The organism is Pseudomonas sp. PDM03, assembly GCF_014852385.1.
Taxonomy (GTDB): Bacteria; Pseudomonadota; Gammaproteobacteria; order Pseudomonadales; family Pseudomonadaceae; genus Aquipseudomonas; species Aquipseudomonas migulae.
The window spans coordinates 106965-122480 of record NZ_JACVBM010000013.1; the positions used below are offsets into that span (position 1 = coordinate 106965).

Here is a 15516-nt window from a genome sequence, read left to right on the forward strand (position 1 = left end):
TCGCTCCGTTACGAGTTCAAACGCCCCCGGCTTATTCCGCCGTGGTGGGGTCGATGACGGTCATGACCCGGGAAATGCGGTTGGCCGGAAAACCACTCAGCCTGGCATGCTCCCTGATCAACTCTTCGTTGGGCGAGAGGTACACGCAGTAGAGCTTGTCACCGGTGACATAACTCTGCTGCCACTGCACCTCCGGCAAGTCGCGCAACGCTCGGCAGGACTTTTGCGAAGCCGCTTTCAAATCCCTTTCTGACAGTGTTCCAGCACCCGGAATCTCGCGTTCAATGATGAACTTCGGCATGGCAACCTCTCATTTTTGTTATTGATGACAGGGTCGGCAGACCCTGTGCCAACTATCGCGCTGCTGACCATCGGCGTCCTGCCCGATCGTCGGCGAACCTTGCCCGATCGTCCGGAGGTTTCACGTTGTGCCGCGACAGGCTCACAATCAAAAGCTGCCCGCCCACAGGGGAACACCACCATGGACGCCCTGTCCCAGACCCTGCGCGTCGTCCGCCTGGTCGGCGCGATTTTCATCAACGCCAGGTTCACTGCCCCCTGGTGTTATCAGTCACCTAGCGCGGACACCGCCGCACCGTTTCTCGAGCCCGGCGCCGAACGTGTAGTGATCTTTCACTTGATCACCGAAGGCGAGTGTTATGTCGAACTCGGTGATGATCCTCCGCAATTGCTGACGGCTGGCGATGTGGTGGTGTTTCCGCAGGGCGATGCCCACCGCATGTGCTCCAAACCCGGTCTCACGCCGGCCAGCGGTGCACGGCTGGACGTCGTGCTTGCGCGCCGTCCACGGCAATTGAGTTATGGCGGTGGCGGCGCGGTCACGCGCCTGGTGTGCGGTTATCTGGCGTGCGATACGCGGCTGGCGGGCATATTGTTGACGGGGTTGCCGGCCGTGGTGAAGGTCAATGTGCGCGGCTCGAACGCCGGCATCTGGCTGGAATCTTCGGTGCGTTATGCGCTGGCCGAGGCTCGCTCGCCAAGGCCCGGTGGTGAAGGCGTACTGGCCAAGCTGGCCGAGGTGTTGTTCATCGAAGTGCTGCGTTTGTACATGCACGAACAAGGCGAAGGCCGCACCGGTTGGCTGGCGGGTGTGGGCGACCGGATCGTCGGCGCCGCCCTCAACGCGCTGCACAAAAAACCCTGTCATGCCTGGACACTGGATGAACTGGCGCGCACCGCCGGCACCTCAAGATCGGTATTGGCGGAACGCTTTCAGCAACTGGTGGGGATTTCGCCGATGCAGTACCTGACGCAATGGCGCATGTTGCTGGCGGCCAACCTGTTACGCAGCAGTAACAGCTCATTGATGCGCATCGCCGAAGAGGTCGGCTACCAGACCGATACGGCGTTCAGTCGGGCGTTTCGGCGGGAGTTCGGTGCACCGCCCGCGGCGTGGCGGCGAGGACAGGAGAAACGAACAATGGCCCACGGCGCGGAGCCTGTGAGCCATTGAGTTGACGGGTTACGCAGCGGGTGCTTTCGCTTCTTCCAGCAACTGCTGAATCATCTTCTCCTGGGTTTCGTAGCGACCTTCACCGAAGTGGGTGAAACGCACCTGCCCCTTGGCGTCGATCAGGTAGTGAGCGGGCCAGTACTGGTTATCGAAGTTGCGCCAGATCGCGTAGTTGTTGTCGATGGCCACCGGGTAGGTAATGCCGAGCTTTTTCACCTGATCCTTGACGTTGGCGATGATGCGTTCGAAGCCGTATTCCGGGGTGTGGACGCCGATCACCACCAAGCCATCCTTCTCGTATTTCTTCGCCCAATCCTTCACATAAGGCAGGGTGTGCTGGCAGTTGATGCAGTCGTAGGTCCAGAAGTCCACCAGCACCACTTTGCCTTTGAGCGACTCATTGGTCAGTGCTGGCGAGTTGATCCATTCGACGGCGCCGGACAGCGACGGCATCGGACCCTGGGCATTGTCCAGGCTTGTATCGGCCTTGACCTTGCTGACCAGGTAATCGACCACTTTCGGTACGCTTTCCAGCACGCCTTTCTCGATACTGCTGACGCCCTCGGAAGAAGTGCCGGCCAGCAGGGTCTTGTCGGCGCCGGTGGAAATCACCACCGCAGCCGCCAGTACCGCAAACCCGGTACCGCGTCGCAACCAGCCGGTCACTGGAATCGACGCTTTCAAGCGATTGACCAGGCCGCGACCGGCGAAGATCAAGGTGCCCAGGGACAACGCGCTGCCCAGGCCGTACGCCACCAGCAACAGACTGGTCTGCGCGTTGGCGCCTTGCAGCATGGCGCCAGTGAGGATCACGCCGAGGATCGGCCCGGCACACGGCGCCCAGAGCAAACCGGTGGCGACACCGATCATCACCGAACCCAACGGGCCGGACATTTTGCGGGTGTCGGGGTCGAGGCGATTGCCCAACAGCACGAACGGGCGTGCCAGCCAGCCGCCAACCCGCGCCGAAATCAGCGACAGGGCAAACAGCGCCATCACGATCAGGGCCACGTGGCGACCGGTGTTGTTGGCTTGCACCACCCATTCACTGCTGACCACGGCCAGGCTGGAGATCAGGGCGAAGGTCAGGACCATGCCGCCGAGGGTAAGCAGGATCGAGGAGCGAGTGCGGTCGACCCCGGCGAACAGGAACGGCACGACCGGGAGGATGCAGGGACTGAGGACGGTCAAAATGCCGCCCAGGAAAGCGATGAGAATCATGGGGATCACCTTATTAAATGCGAGGGTGGCAACACGTCCCCTGTAGGAGCCGGCTTGCTGGCGATGGCGTCATCACATGCAACTTATAGGTGACTGACAGATCGCTATCGCCAGCAAGCCGGCTCCTACAGGGGGCTTCAGGCCGTTTGCTCATCCAGCAATTGGCCTTGTGGCGTGCGGCTGCCACCGTTCTCGGCAACCATCTGCCCTTGCGGCGTACGGCTCGAACCGTCCTGTGCCAGGAAGTCATTGGCGCCCTGCTCGTTCACCGGGGTCAGCTGGAAGCAGGTGCTGCTACCGCAATTGCTTTGTTCAACGGCGGCGTTGGCGTGAGCGGCGGCGCCGGCAAGGGCGAAGGCAGCGGCGGTCAAAAAGCGGGTTACGTTGTTCATGGCGTTATTCCTGTATCAAAGGGGATTGGCAATCGGTCAGCGAAGGACTCAGTTGTCTTCGTTGCAGTCAGCAATTTTTCGGTAATCCAGCACCTGGGTTTTGTTCTGGGAGTCCAGGTAAGTCAGCTGGGCATCGACAATCCCGCAGGTGTTCGTGGTGTCCTGTGTCAACGACACCACTTTCTTGATGTCCAGGTGCGTGCCGTAGCTGTAGGTCCTGGTGCTGACGTCGGCTTCGGCACGGGCCGACAGGGTGCAGATGTTCAGGGCGGCAAACAGGCAAGCGGCGTAGATGGCTTTGGTGTTCATGGTGGTGTCCTCAAGGCTTCAATGGGTAGATCGTTCAATTGAGCCGAGGCGGTTGGGTTTGCCTCGATGGAACCTATTAGAAGGCCCTGAGGTATCTCGTCTGTGTCGAGAAGCGGCGCGTGTAAATCGGTACGTATCAAAGGGGCCTGCCGATACACAGCGATACAAAACCCCTGGAATTCCGGCTTTTTAAGTCCATGTGTATCCGCCGACACACCAGATACACTGCAATACAAAGGGTGGCGGGCGAGCGGGCAAAGGCTCGATAGACTGTGCGCATTCCCTATTTGAAGAGGCCTGGCCCCATGGAACACGTCGATCACATCCTCATCGTGGACGATGACCGCGAGATTCGAGAGCTGGTAGGCAACTACTTGAAGAAGAACGGCCTGCGCACCACCGTCGTGGCGGACGGCCGGCAGATGCGCGCGTTCCTGGAGACCACGCCGGTGGACTTGATCGTGCTCGACATCATGATGCCGGGCGACGATGGCCTGATGCTGTGCCGCGAGATCCGCGCCGGCAAACACAAGACCACCCCGGTGCTGATGCTCACTGCGCGCAACGATGAAACCGACCGCATCATCGGCCTGGAAATGGGCGCCGACGATTACCTCGTCAAGCCGTTCGCCGCCCGTGAACTGCTGGCGCGGATCAACGCGGTGCTGCGGCGTACGCGGATGCTGCCGCCCAACCTGGTGGTCACCGAAAGTGGTCGCCTGCTGGCCTTCGGTCGCTGGCGCCTGGACACCTCGGCCCGCCATCTGCTCGATGACGACGGCACCATGGTCGCGCTCAGCGGCGCGGAATATCGACTGCTGCGGGTGTTCCTCGATCATCCGCAACGGGTGCTCAACCGCGACCAGTTGCTGAACCTGACCCAGGGCCGCGATGCCGATCTGTTCGACCGCTCCATCGATCTGCTGGTCAGCCGCCTGCGTCAGCGCTTGCTCGACGACGCACGGGAACCGGCCTACATCAAAACCGTGCGCAGCGAAGGCTATGTGTTTTCGCTGCCGGTGGAAGTCCTCGGGGCGCCCGCATGAACCTTTCCCTGCGGTGGCCCCGCACCCTCGCCTCACGCCTGTCGCTGATATTCCTGATCGGTCTGATTCTGGCGCAAGTCCTGTCTTTCGGTGCGCAGTACTACGAGCGCTACGAAAGCGCGAAAAACACCATGCTGGGCAATCTGGAAACCGACGTTTCAACATCCATCGCCATACTCGACCGCTTGCCGGCTGAAGAACGCATGAGTTGGCTGAAACAACTCGATCGCCGCAACTACCGCTATTTGCTGGATGAAGGTTCGCCCGGCACGGCGATGAGCGATACGCCTATCGCGATGACCTCGATCAAGGACGCCATCGGCAAGGATTACCCGATGACGGTTACGGACATTCCCGGTCCGGTCAAACACTTCCAGGTCCATCTGAAACTGGCCGATGGCAGCCCGGTCACCATCGACGTGCGCCCGTCGATGGTGCCGTTGTCGCCCTGGTTGCCGGTCGTCTTGCTCTGCCAACTGTTGCTGATGATTCTGTGCACCTGGCTGGCGGTGAGAATCGCCGTTGGCCCCCTCACCCGCCTCGCACAGGCCGTCGAAACGCTGGACCCCAACACCCACCCGGTGCACCTGGACGAAACAGGCCCGACCGAAGTCGCCCATGCCGCCATGGCCTTCAACGCCATGCAGGCGCGCATCGCGGCGTACCTCAAAGAACGCATGCAATTGCTGGCGGCGATTTCCCACGACCTGCAAACCCCCATCACTCGGATGAAATTGCGCGCCGAGCTCATGGACGACTGCAACGAAAAAGACAAACTGTGGAACGACCTCGGCGAGATGGAACACCTGGTGCGCGAAGGCGTGGCCTATGCCCGCAGCGTCCATGGCGCCACCGAAGAGAGCCGCCGCACCGATCTGGATTCGTTCCTCGACAGCCTGGTGTTCGACTATCAGGACATGGGCAAGGATGTTCAGCTCAGCGGAAAAAGTGACACTGTCATCGACACCCGGCCGCACGCCTTGCGTCGCGTGCTGGTGAACCTGACGGACAACGCACTCAAGTTCGCCGGCGCAGCGGAACTGCAAGTGGAATCGAAACCTGGCGGCAGCTTGTCGGTGAAGGTGATGGACCGCGGCCCCGGGATTGCGGAAGAAGAACTCGCCCACGTGATGGAGCCGTTCTACCGCGTGGAGAATTCACGCAACCGCAGCACCGGCGGCACCGGCCTGGGCCTGGCGATTGCCCAGCAACTGGCGCTGGCCCTCGGCGGGTCGTTGACGTTGAGCAACCGCGAAGGCGGCGGACTCTGCGCAGAGCTAAAACTCCCCACCAAACCCCTGTAGGAGCCGGCTTGCTGCGGGCGGCGTTCCGACGATGGCATCAACGCGGTCTGTCAGATTCACCGCGGTGATGCCATCGCCAGCAAGCCGGCTCCTACAAGGTTGCGTCGTTTGCAAAATCTAGGTACACAGCTCTGCACCTCATCATTGATATGGACATTGCACATGGATGAAAACAGAAGACCCATCAAAACGCGTTCTGCGGGATGGGCCAAATACGTCACCGACCAGTTGGTGAAAAGGGACCTCTCCCCCAATCAGATCTCCGTAGCCAGCATCGCCTTCGCACTCGCTGGCATCGTCGCGCTCAATATCGACACGGGCGTCATCGGCTCGATCCTCTGCGCCCTCGGCATTCAGTTGCGCCTGTTGTGCAACCTCTTCGACGGCATGGTCGCGATTGAAGGCGGCAAGAAATCCGACATCGGCAGCCTCTACAACGAATTCCCCGACCGGATTGCCGACAGCCTGCTGATTGTCGGCCTGGGCTACGCCATCGGCTACGCTGACCTTGGCTGGTTCGCCGCGCTGGCTGCGGCATTGACGGCTTACGTCAGGGTGTTTGGCGGTTCGATCGGTCTCAAGCAGAGCTTCATCGGCCCGATGGCCAAGCAACACCGAATGGCAGTCATGACAGTCGGGCTGCTGCTGAATGCCGTCGAAGCGAGCGTTTATGCCACTCACTACGTGCTGTTGATTGCGCTGGTCATTATCGCCATCGGCTCTGCCGCGACCTGCGTCACGCGCACCCTGGCCATCTCGCGCGAACTGAAGGGGAATCCTCATGTGGATCAGTAACGCGCTGATTTCTGTTCTTCGATTCCTGATCGGCGTCACGGCCCGATGGGAAAGCCCGCCGGACCTGACACGCCAGCGCATCTATTTCGCCAATCACTCCAGCCATATGGACACCCTGGCAATCATCGCGGCCCTGCCACCGGAAGCCCGAGTGAACGTGAAACCGGTTGCGGCCGCTGACTACTGGGGAAAGAACAAATTCCTGTCATACATCTCGCAGAAAGGCCTGAATGCGGTGCTGATCGATCGCAACCCCGCGCCCGGCGTCAACGTACTGGAGCCGATTTTCGACGTGGTGCGCGCCGGCCATTCGATCATCATCTTTCCGGAAGGCACGCGCGGCAGCGAGGCGTTGCCCGGTCCTTTCAAATCGGGTCTGTTCCGCTTGGCCGAGACATTCCCTGAGGTTGACCTGGTGCCTATCTACCTGGAAAACCTGCATCGCTCCATGCCAAAAGGCAAACACGTCCCCCTGCCCATCATCTGCACGATCCGTATCGGCGATCCGCTGCAACGGATCAGTGGCGAGGAAAAACAGGTGTTTCTGGATCGGGCGCGTGACGCGATTGTGAGGTTGTCGGAATGAATCTTGATGAAAAGTTTTTGTGGTTCTTCGGCGCCATTGCCGCCCTGTTGGCGATCGCTTCGATCATCGGCCGGATACTGGCCAAGCGGGCTACGACAGAGGGCTCGGTCTCGACCATCGAAAACCTCAACCAGCGCGTAAATGCCTGGTGGGGGATGGTGATCATTTTCTTCGTGTCCTACCTGCTGGGCGGGAACGCGACGGTCATTCTGTTCGGCTTCATTTCCCTGTTCGCGCTCCGGGAATTCATCACCCTGACACCGACCCGGCCTGGCGACCATAACGCGCTGTTTTCGGCGTTTTTCATTCTGATCCCCCTGCAATACGTACTGATCGGCACCCACTGGTATTCGCTGTTCACGCTGTTGATTCCGGTGTACGCCTTCCTGCTGTTGCCGGCGATTGCGGTGCTGAGCCAGGACACCGACGCCTTCCTGGAACGGGCGGCCAAAATTCAGTGGGGGGTGATGATTTGCGTCTACTGCATCAGCCACGCGCCGGCGTTGTTGCTGCTGGACCTGGAAGGCTTCCAGGGCCAGAACGCGCTGCTGCTGTTCTACCTGGTGTTCGTCGTGCAGTTGAGTGACGTGTTGCAGTACGTGTTCGGCAAGCTCTTCGGCAAGCACAAGGTTGCGCCGCTGGTGAGCCCGTCGAAAACCGTGGAAGGCCTGGTCGGCGGCGGTTTGTCGGCCACGCTGATTGGCGGCTGCATGTTCTGGATGACACCGTTCAGTTTCTGGCAGTCGCTGATGATGTCGTTCGTGATTGTGGTGATGGGTTTCCTGGGCGGCCTGGTGATGTCGGCGATCAAGCGCAGCCTCAGCGCCAAGGACTGGGGCACCATGATCAAGGGCCACGGCGGCATGCTCGACCGGATGGACTCGATCTGCTTCGCGGCACCGATCTTCTTTCACCTGACGCGGTACTTCTTCTCCGCCACATAAGCCACTAATACCTGACACACCACTGTTTCCTGACACCCCGACTCCTTGTAGGAGCCGGCTTGCTGGCGATAGCGGTGTGTCAGGCGACTTCAATGTTGATTGTTGGACCGCCATCGCCAGCAAGCCGGCTCCTACAAGGGATTATGTCGGGCTCACCACCCCTTCCCCGTGCATCTGCCGCAACAACGCCGCTCCGCTGTCGATGAAACCCTGCGATCCCGCCGCCCCCGCTTCGACGGCCAATCCTTCCAGCTGCTCACGCCCGTTCAGTTGGGGAAACTCGTCGATCCGCTGCAACAAGCGCCACGCCAGCGGGCTCAGTTCGGAAAACTTCACGCTCCAGTCCTCCGCCCGGCGAACCAACAGCAACGTCGGCTGAGCCGGAGGCGTTTCAGGCTGATAGTCCGGCCCCACCAACTGCACCGGCCAGGCATACGCCAACGGCCAGGCCAGCGGTGAAATCTGCAATGGTCGATCCAGCAACAACCCGACATCACTCGCCAGCAATGGCTCGGCGTCGGACTGTTGCAACACCATCTCGATCCACTCGTAATGCGCCAGTTCCACCATGAACGGCGGCCACGCCCCCTCGTACAACGCAGGCGGTTCTGACGCGAGAAAGTCGACAAACTCCCTGGCGATCTCACTGAATTTCGGCGTTTGCGCACGGTGGTCCCGCAGGAAGATGCGCACCAGCGCCCCCCAGCGCTCATCGCCAAGAATCTTGATCAACACCGGAAAAGTGCCGCTGAGCAAGATCGAGAGGTTATTGAAAACAAGGTCGCGATAAACCTGTGCCCGCGCCACGTCCATTCCGGCCGGTGGCGCGCAGTGATCGGGGTCACGCAAGTAAAGCCCCAAGGTGTTTTGCTGCTGAAACAGGCCTGAGTTATCCACGGTTCACCTCCTTGGCCTGCAAGCGGCGGATGGTCTGCAATTCGGCAACCAGTTCCGCGAATGCAGGGAAATTGAAATCGCGCTCAAGCAACGTCGGTTGTGCGCCGAACCGCGCATAAGCCTGGGCCAGCAACGACCACACCACCGGTTTTACCGAGGCGCCGTGGGTGTCGATTTTCAACGTGTCGGACTCATCGAAATGCCCGGCCACGTGCATCGCCACCACCCGGTCCGAATCGATGCCGGCCAGAAAAACCTGCGGATCAAAATCGTGGTTGATCGAGTTGACGTACACATTGTTGACGTCCAGCAACAGGTCGCAATCGGCTTCGCGCAGCACCGCGTTGGTGAACGTCAGCTCGTCCATGTCCTGCTGCGGCGCGGCGTAATACGAGACGTTTTCCACCGCCAGGCGTCGACCGAGAATGTCCTGGGACTGGCGAATGCGCGCGGCGACGTGGTGCACCGCTTCTTCGGTAAAGGGCAGCGGCAACAGGTCGTACAGGTGACCGTCATCGCTGCAGTAGCTCAGGTGTTCGCTGTACAGCGGCACGTTGTACTGATCGAGAAAAACCCGCACTTCCTGCAGGAACCCGACGTCCAGCGGCGCCGGCCCGCCCAATGACAGGGACAAACCATGGCAGGACAACGGATAGCGCTCGGCCAGGCCCCGCAGTGCCGCGCCATGAGCGCCGCCGATGCCGATCCAGTTCTCCGGCGCGACTTCCAGAAAGTCGAAATCGCCCACGCGGGCGGCTTGAAGGTCTTTCATCAAACCGCGGCGCAGGCCAAGTCCGACGGTGGCCTTCGTTGATGTGTTGGAAGTCTGCATGATGTCGATCTCAAAGGTTGTCAGAACGTAATCACAGTTAACCGAAACGGTGTATCGGGCCTGTGTTGCGTTCCGGCAGAAAATCGCGGCGGTTGTATCGCCGGCGGGTCTGTACACACTTCGGTACAGAGCCGCCGTTGGGCGTCACGCCAGGTCGTATTTCTCGCGCACCAGATGGCCGATGCCAATGCGATCGAGCACGTTCATCGGGCACAGGAAGGTCACGCGCACGGTGCCGGGCAAGCGGCTGATGTCGATGGAACCGGTGATGGTCGCGCGGTTGAGCACTTCGTCATACGGCAGGCCTGTGACCGATGCGGCACGTTTCAGGCCGTTTTCCACCGCCACGTTGAGATTTTCGCCGCTGCCGATGAAGGTGATCGGGCCGCTCTGCTCGATCTCGGTCTGGCCCCAACGCTCGCCCAGTTCGCCGACTTTCTGCCGTTGCAGGGCATTCATCGGCCGCGCCATCGGCGGCAGATCGTCGAGGTTTTGCAGGAGGATCGGGCCTTCCAGTGTCAGGTGCTTGATCACTTCGACCTGCACTTCGGTTTCCCCGGAGCAGTCGGTGGCATGCCCGGCGATCTCGCCGTTGCCCTGCTGGGCGTGCATGTCGCCCATGTACACACCGGCGCCCGGGACTTTCACCGGGCAGATCAAAACGCAGCCTTCACGGATCGAGTTGGTGTCCATGTGACCGTCGGTCTTGGCCGCGTGCAGTTCCTCACGCGTCATGCCGAAACGGTGCGGTGCGCCGATCAGGTATTGGCCGAAATCGGCGCAGTTGTGCGAGTCCGGCAAGTCCCGCGACGGCGTGGTGCCGATGTTGCCGAGGAACGGCCGCATGTGCGCGGCAACGCCGGGGATGTCGGCGCGGGCCAGGGACAGGATCGAATGCTGGGCGGCGAACTCCGGCAGCGCCGACATCTCGGAGGCGTTGCCCGCCAGTTGGTTGGCGATGTCCTGATTGACGGTCAGGCTGACCTGATTCTGCGCATCGAACACGATCACGTACCCGTGGCTGAAGCGGAAAGCGCTGACTTCGGCGCCGCAATTGCTGCAACGAATCGAATCTTCGCCGATGCCTTCGACGTAGCTGGCCGGGTGCTCGGTGCCGCATTTGCTACAGAATTTCGCGACAAACGGATCGCCGTTGTAGCGACCTTCAACGAAGCTCATCACGCCGGACGACGTGGCCAGCGAGGTGACGCGCATGCTTTTGATCTTGATCGCCACGGCGTCGCCGATTTCGGCACCGGCAATGGCCACCGGTTGGGTCACTTCATGGCCGCCCTCGAAGGCCGGCGTAATCATCGGCCCCCAGCAGCCCGGTGGCGTGCCGGTGATCAGGGTGCCGCCGTCGGCCAGCGGGCCGAGCATCGGTTGGCTTGGGCCTATGAGGCCGCTGGTGTATTGGTCGACGCGCAGGCGATCGACGGGGGTGGATGTCAGGTCGGTTTCAGGCAGGAGCGTGGTCATTGTTGTCCCCTTCACGGTGTATAGGGTGCCAAGCGGCCAGTGCAGTTCATCGCAGGTTTGTATCTGGGCTGTGTTCGGCAGTGAGCCGGTTTTGCGGGAAATGTATCGAGCAGGGAGTTAGATACACTCCGATACACACGTCCCCGTGTAGGAGTGAGCCTGCTCGCGATGACGGAGTGTCAGTCAACATCATTGTTGGATGTGCTGCCCTCATCGCGAGCAGGCTCGCTCCTACACGGGGATGTGTGTGAATCAGGGAAATGCGGGCTTTCGTCGCTCCGCCCGGCAGCCCACGGCCTGCGGACTAAACTTACTGCACGCAGGACGCACTCACCGTCCTGATCATTTCCACGACCACTGCCCAGAGGTGAATGCCTCGACAAAGAATGCCCCTGGACCGTGATCCAGCCAAAGGAGCACACGTGATGGACGAGGCCAGACTCAACGATTTCATGGGCAAACTGGTGAACGACATGGGCGGCGCGGCGATGCTCGCCAACGTCATCCTCGGCGAAGAACTCGGGCTGTACCGGGCGATGGCCGACAGTCAGTTGATCAGCCCCGAAACACTCGCCGAGAAAACCGGCTGCAACCCCCGCCTGCTGCGCGAATGGCTCAGCGCTCACGCCGCGTCCGGTTACATGGAACACCGCGACGGCCAGTTCCGCCTGCCCGAAGAACAAGCCCTGGCACTGGCGATCGAAGACTCACCGGTCTACGTGGCGGGCGGTATCGGGGTGGTCGCGTCGTTTTTCCATGACAAGGACAAGCTGGTCAAAGCCATGCGCGGCAACGGCGCCCTGCCCTGGGGCGAACACCATCCGTGCATGTTCAGCGGCACGGAACGGTTCTTCCGGCCTGGCTACAAAGCGCACCTGGTCGCCGAATGGTTACCGTCCCTTGAAGGTGTCGTCGCCAAACTGGAGGCTGGTGCCAAGGTCGCGGACATCGGCTGCGGGCATGGCGCATCGACGGTGATCATGGCCCAGGCGTTCCCCGAATCGCGGTTCGTCGGCTTTGACTACCACGCACCGTCCGTCACTGTCGCCACCCAGCGCGCCGAGGAAGGCGGTGTGTCCGGGCGGGCGCGGTTCTTCCAGGGCACGGCAAAAAGCTACCCCGGTGACGACTACGACCTGATCTGCTATTTCGACTGCCTGCATGACATGGGCGACCCGGTGGGCGCGGCGCGGCACGCCTATGAGTCGCTGAAACCGGACGGCACGGTGCTGCTGGTGGAACCGTTCGCCAACGACAAGCTCGATGACAACGTTACCCCGGTTGGCCGGTTGTTCTACGCCGCCTCGACCTTCATTTGCACCCCGAACTCGCTGTCTCAGGAAGTCGGCCTCGGGCTCGGCGCCCAGGCCGGTGAGGCGCGGTTGCGCAAGGTGTTTACGGAAGCGGGATTCAGCACATTCCGTCGGGCGACGGAAACACCGTTCAACCTGATACTCGAAGCGCGCAAGTAAACGTTGACCTTGTAGAAGCCGGCTTGCCGGCGATGGCGTCCGTAAGATCGCCATCGCCGGCAAGCCGGCTCCTACAGGTTCAGTGCTACCCTTCAAACACCCCAGGCCCATCGGAGTGTTGAACATGCTCGACAGCCGCACCCGCGAACAACTCGACCGGCTCCAGCAGTTCATGGCCGACCAGCCGTTCGTGGTCCTGACCGGTGCCGGCATCAGCACCCCGTCGGGCATTCCGGACTACCGCGACCACCAGGGCGTGCGCCGTGGCCGACAACCGATGATGTATCAGGAATTCCTCAGCGCCCCGGAATCCCGGCGCCGCTACTGGGCGCGAGCGATGCTCGGCTGGCCGCGGGTGCGTCAGGCTCAGCCAAATGTGGCGCATGAAGCCCTCGCCAACCTGCAAAGCACCCGGCAGATCAGCGGGCTGATCACCCAGAACGTCGACACCTTGCACGACCAGGCCGGCAGCCACGACGTGATCGAACTGCATGGCAGCCTGCACCGGGTGCTGTGCCTGGATTGCGGGCAGCGCAGTGAGCGGGATTCGATCCAGCAGTTGATGGAAACGCAGAACCCGTACCTGGCCGGCGTGGATGCGGTGCAGGCGCCGGACGGCGACACGCTGCTCGACGCGGCATTCGAAGCGCGGTTTCAAGTACCACATTGCCCGCATTGCGCGGGCGAGCGAATGAAACCGGACGTGGTGTTTTTTGGCGAGAATGTGGCGCAAGTGACGGCGGCCAAGGCAATGGCTGCGGTGGAAAAAGCGGCGGGATTGCTGGTGGTGGGGTCTTCGTTGATGGCGTATTCGGCGTTTCGGTTATGCCGGGCGGTGGCGGATCAGGGCAAGCCGCTGATAGCGATTAACCTGGGCAAGACGCGGGCGGATGACATCCTCGATCTGAAAATCGAGGCTTCGTGCGAACAGCTGTTGCCATTGCTGACCCAGCGCCTGACACCTTAGCAACAACGCATACCTTGCCGGCTCCTACAAGGGTCTGTTTTCACCTGACACACCACCAAACCTGTAGGAGCCGGCTTGCTGGCGATGACATCCGAAACAACACCACAAACCTCAAGGCCCAATCGCCAGCAAGCCGGCTCCTACAAGGGTCTGTATTCACCTGACACGCCACCAAACCTGTAGGAGCTGGCTTGCTAGCGATGGCGTCCGCAAAAACACCACAAACCTCAAGGCCCAATCGCCGGCAAGCCGGCTCCTACAAGGGTCCGTATTCACCTGACACACCACCAAACCTGTAGGAGCCGGCTTGCTGGCGATGACATCCGCAAAAACACCACAAACCTCAAGGCCCAATCGCCGGCAAGCCGGCTCCTACAAGGGTCCGTGGGCGATTACAGCAGCGACAAGGTGTAGTTGATGATGAAACGATTCTGATCAACGTTGCGGCCCGCATCGGTATTCGACTTGCCGTTGCGCACGCTGAAACCAAGCCCCTTGAGCGACCCCGATTGCAGCACGTAGTCCAGGGTCATATCGCGCTCCCACTCGGACTGATCGCCCGCGTTGCGAACCTTGATGTCAGTCCCTTTCAGATACGCGATCGAAGCTCTCAGGCCCGGCACGCCCAAAGGCGCAAAGTCATAGGAATACTGACCGAAGTTCGTCTGCTCGCCCGCACGGGTAAAGCTCTGGATCATGCGGTCCGTCGGCAGGTAAACACTGCCACCACCCGCCCCTTTATCGACCAGGCTGCCTTGGTTGGGCTGCACGAAGTTGCTGCCGTCACCCACCTGTTGATGCCCCAGCGACACCGAGTGGCCACCGTTCACATAGGTGACCATCGCCACCCAGGTGTTGTTGTCGATTTCACCGTTGTTGTCCTCGGTATAACCCGAGGTGCGATAACCTTGGGCGCGGCCGGCGGCGGAACTGTTGGCGCCCGTCGATGTGGTGTTGAAGTAACGCAGATCAGTGGTGAACGAGCTTTTGCTGTCGATCGGCAGCACGTGGGTCAGGCCGAAGAAGTTCTGGTTGTAAAAATCTTCCATCTGCGCGAAGTAATACTGCGCCTTCAGTTCCTTGGTGATGTAGTAGTCACCGCCGGCGAAGTAGAACTTGTTGCTGTCCTGCGTGGCGCCCGGCACCGACAAACCGGTCCGGTCCGTCGAGGCGCGGCCGACTGCGTGCTCAAGCACACCACTGGTCAGCATCAAGCCATCGATGTCACTCGAGGTGACCTGCGCACCGGTGAACGACTGCGGCAATACGCGGGCATCGTTCGACAACAGGATCGGCAGTTTCGGCAGCAAGGTGCCGTAGCGGAACTCTGTTTTTGAGATGCGCATCTTCGCCGTGGGGCCGAAGCTGCTCCAGGAGTCGGCAGCACCGTCGCCGTCACTCGGGATCATGCCGCTGCCCACGTGGCGACCCGCGCCGCTGTCCAGCGTCACACCGAGCAACGCTTGCGCATCCACCCCGAACCCGACCGCGCCCTGAGTAAAACCGGACTCATAGCGCAACACAAAACCCTGCGCGGCCTCCTCGGTTTTCGACGGGGCCGCCGTGCCATCGCGGTTATCGCTGTTGAAATACAACGTGCGCATCGACAGCGTGGCTTTGCTGTCCTCCAGAAAACCATGCGCGGCAGAATCGGCTGCCTGTGCGCACATCGAACCGGTGGCCAGCAAAAGTGCGGTGGGGATTGCTCGCTTGAACATACGGTGCTCCAGGGTGATTTTTTTATGTTTTTTTGAGAGTTGAACGAGCGCAGTCCACCGCTGCCACCTGACATCGGCGC

General features: G+C 61.0%; 16 protein-coding genes. 8 read left to right on the top strand and 8 right to left on the bottom strand.

Features of this window, described 5'->3' with window-relative positions; all coding sequences use genetic code 11:
* Window positions 1-31: 31 nt before the first annotated feature.
* Window positions 32-301, bottom strand: a complete 270-nt coding sequence (locus IB254_RS18445; protein ID WP_008028186.1) for a DUF4242 domain-containing protein — start codon at window positions 299-301, stop codon at window positions 32-34.
* Window positions 302-481: 180 nt separating this feature from the next.
* Here IB254_RS18445 and IB254_RS18450 point away from each other — a divergent pair, with 180 nt between their 5' ends.
* Window positions 482-1474, top strand: a complete 993-nt coding sequence (locus IB254_RS18450; RefSeq protein WP_192418590.1) for an AraC family transcriptional regulator — start codon at window positions 482-484, stop codon at window positions 1472-1474.
* Between the two features lie 9 nt (window positions 1475-1483).
* On the opposite strand, the gene IB254_RS18455 is transcribed toward IB254_RS18450, so the two are convergent.
* The 3 genes from IB254_RS18455 to IB254_RS18465 form a co-directional block, all read right to left on the bottom strand.
* Window positions 1484-2695 (bottom strand): cytochrome c biogenesis protein DipZ, encoded by a 1212-nt coding sequence (locus tag IB254_RS18455; RefSeq protein ID WP_192418592.1) that lies wholly within the window; start codon window positions 2693-2695, stop codon window positions 1484-1486.
* A gap of 137 nt (window positions 2696-2832) precedes the next feature.
* Window positions 2833-3087, bottom strand: a complete 255-nt coding sequence (locus tag IB254_RS18460; protein WP_192418594.1) for a hypothetical protein — start codon at window positions 3085-3087, stop codon at window positions 2833-2835.
* 48 nt (window positions 3088-3135) lie between these two features.
* Complete coding sequence (locus IB254_RS18465; protein WP_192418596.1) at window positions 3136-3396, bottom strand: DUF2790 domain-containing protein; 261 nt, start codon at window positions 3394-3396, stop codon at window positions 3136-3138.
* A gap of 305 nt (window positions 3397-3701) precedes the next feature.
* Between IB254_RS18465 and IB254_RS18470 the strand changes: the two genes are divergently transcribed.
* The 5 genes from IB254_RS18470 to IB254_RS18490 all read left to right on the top strand — a co-directional run bounded on the left by IB254_RS18470 (window position 3702) and on the right by IB254_RS18490 (window position 8071).
* On the top strand, window positions 3702-4442 hold the full coding sequence (locus IB254_RS18470) for a response regulator (protein ID WP_008028195.1): 741 nt from the start codon (window positions 3702-3704) through the stop codon (window positions 4440-4442).
* Entirely contained in the window at window positions 4439-5746 is a 1308-nt protein-coding gene (locus IB254_RS18475; protein WP_192418598.1) for a sensor histidine kinase, read from the top strand. The genes IB254_RS18470 and IB254_RS18475 overlap by 4 nt, the downstream gene beginning before the upstream one ends.
* Window positions 5747-5908: 162 nt before the next feature.
* Window positions 5909-6541 (top strand): CDP-alcohol phosphatidyltransferase family protein, encoded by a 633-nt coding sequence (locus IB254_RS18480; RefSeq protein WP_192418600.1) that lies wholly within the window; start codon window positions 5909-5911, stop codon window positions 6539-6541.
* Window positions 6528-7127, top strand: a complete 600-nt coding sequence (locus tag IB254_RS18485; RefSeq protein WP_192418602.1) for a lysophospholipid acyltransferase family protein — start codon at window positions 6528-6530, stop codon at window positions 7125-7127. Before IB254_RS18480 ends, IB254_RS18485 begins: the two co-directional genes overlap by 14 nt.
* Entirely contained in the window at window positions 7124-8071 is a 948-nt protein-coding gene (locus IB254_RS18490; RefSeq protein WP_192418604.1) for a phosphatidate cytidylyltransferase, read from the top strand. The genes IB254_RS18485 and IB254_RS18490 overlap by 4 nt, the downstream gene beginning before the upstream one ends.
* A 141-nt stretch (window positions 8072-8212) precedes the next feature.
* Here IB254_RS18490 and IB254_RS18495 read toward each other — a convergent pair whose 3' ends face one another.
* From IB254_RS18495 to IB254_RS18505, 3 genes are all read right to left on the bottom strand, one after another.
* A complete protein-coding gene (locus IB254_RS18495; RefSeq protein WP_192418613.1) occupies window positions 8213-8968 on the bottom strand; it encodes a DUF2063 domain-containing protein in 756 nt (251 codons plus the stop codon).
* A complete protein-coding gene (locus tag IB254_RS18500; RefSeq protein ID WP_192418615.1) occupies window positions 8961-9800 on the bottom strand; it encodes a DUF692 domain-containing protein in 840 nt (279 codons plus the stop codon). Before IB254_RS18500 ends, IB254_RS18495 begins: the two co-directional genes overlap by 8 nt.
* A 144-nt stretch (window positions 9801-9944) precedes the next feature.
* Window positions 9945-11279, bottom strand: a complete 1335-nt coding sequence (locus IB254_RS18505) for an acetamidase/formamidase family protein (protein WP_192418617.1) — start codon at window positions 11277-11279, stop codon at window positions 9945-9947.
* 425 nt (window positions 11280-11704) lie between these two features.
* On the opposite strand from IB254_RS18505, the gene IB254_RS18510 reads away from it, so the two are divergent.
* Window positions 11705-12751 carry a class I SAM-dependent methyltransferase gene (locus IB254_RS18510; RefSeq protein ID WP_192418619.1) on the top strand — a complete coding sequence of 349 codons (1047 nt, stop codon included), beginning with the start codon at window positions 11705-11707 and terminating at the stop codon, window positions 12749-12751.
* A gap of 124 nt (window positions 12752-12875) precedes the next feature.
* A complete protein-coding gene (locus tag IB254_RS18515; protein WP_192418621.1) occupies window positions 12876-13718 on the top strand; it encodes an NAD-dependent protein deacetylase in 843 nt (280 codons plus the stop codon).
* A gap of 392 nt (window positions 13719-14110) precedes the next feature.
* Here IB254_RS18515 and IB254_RS18520 read toward each other — a convergent pair whose 3' ends face one another.
* A complete protein-coding gene (locus IB254_RS18520; RefSeq protein ID WP_192418623.1) occupies window positions 14111-15436 on the bottom strand; it encodes an OprD family porin in 1326 nt (441 codons plus the stop codon).
* Window positions 15437-15516: the final 80 nt, after the last annotated feature.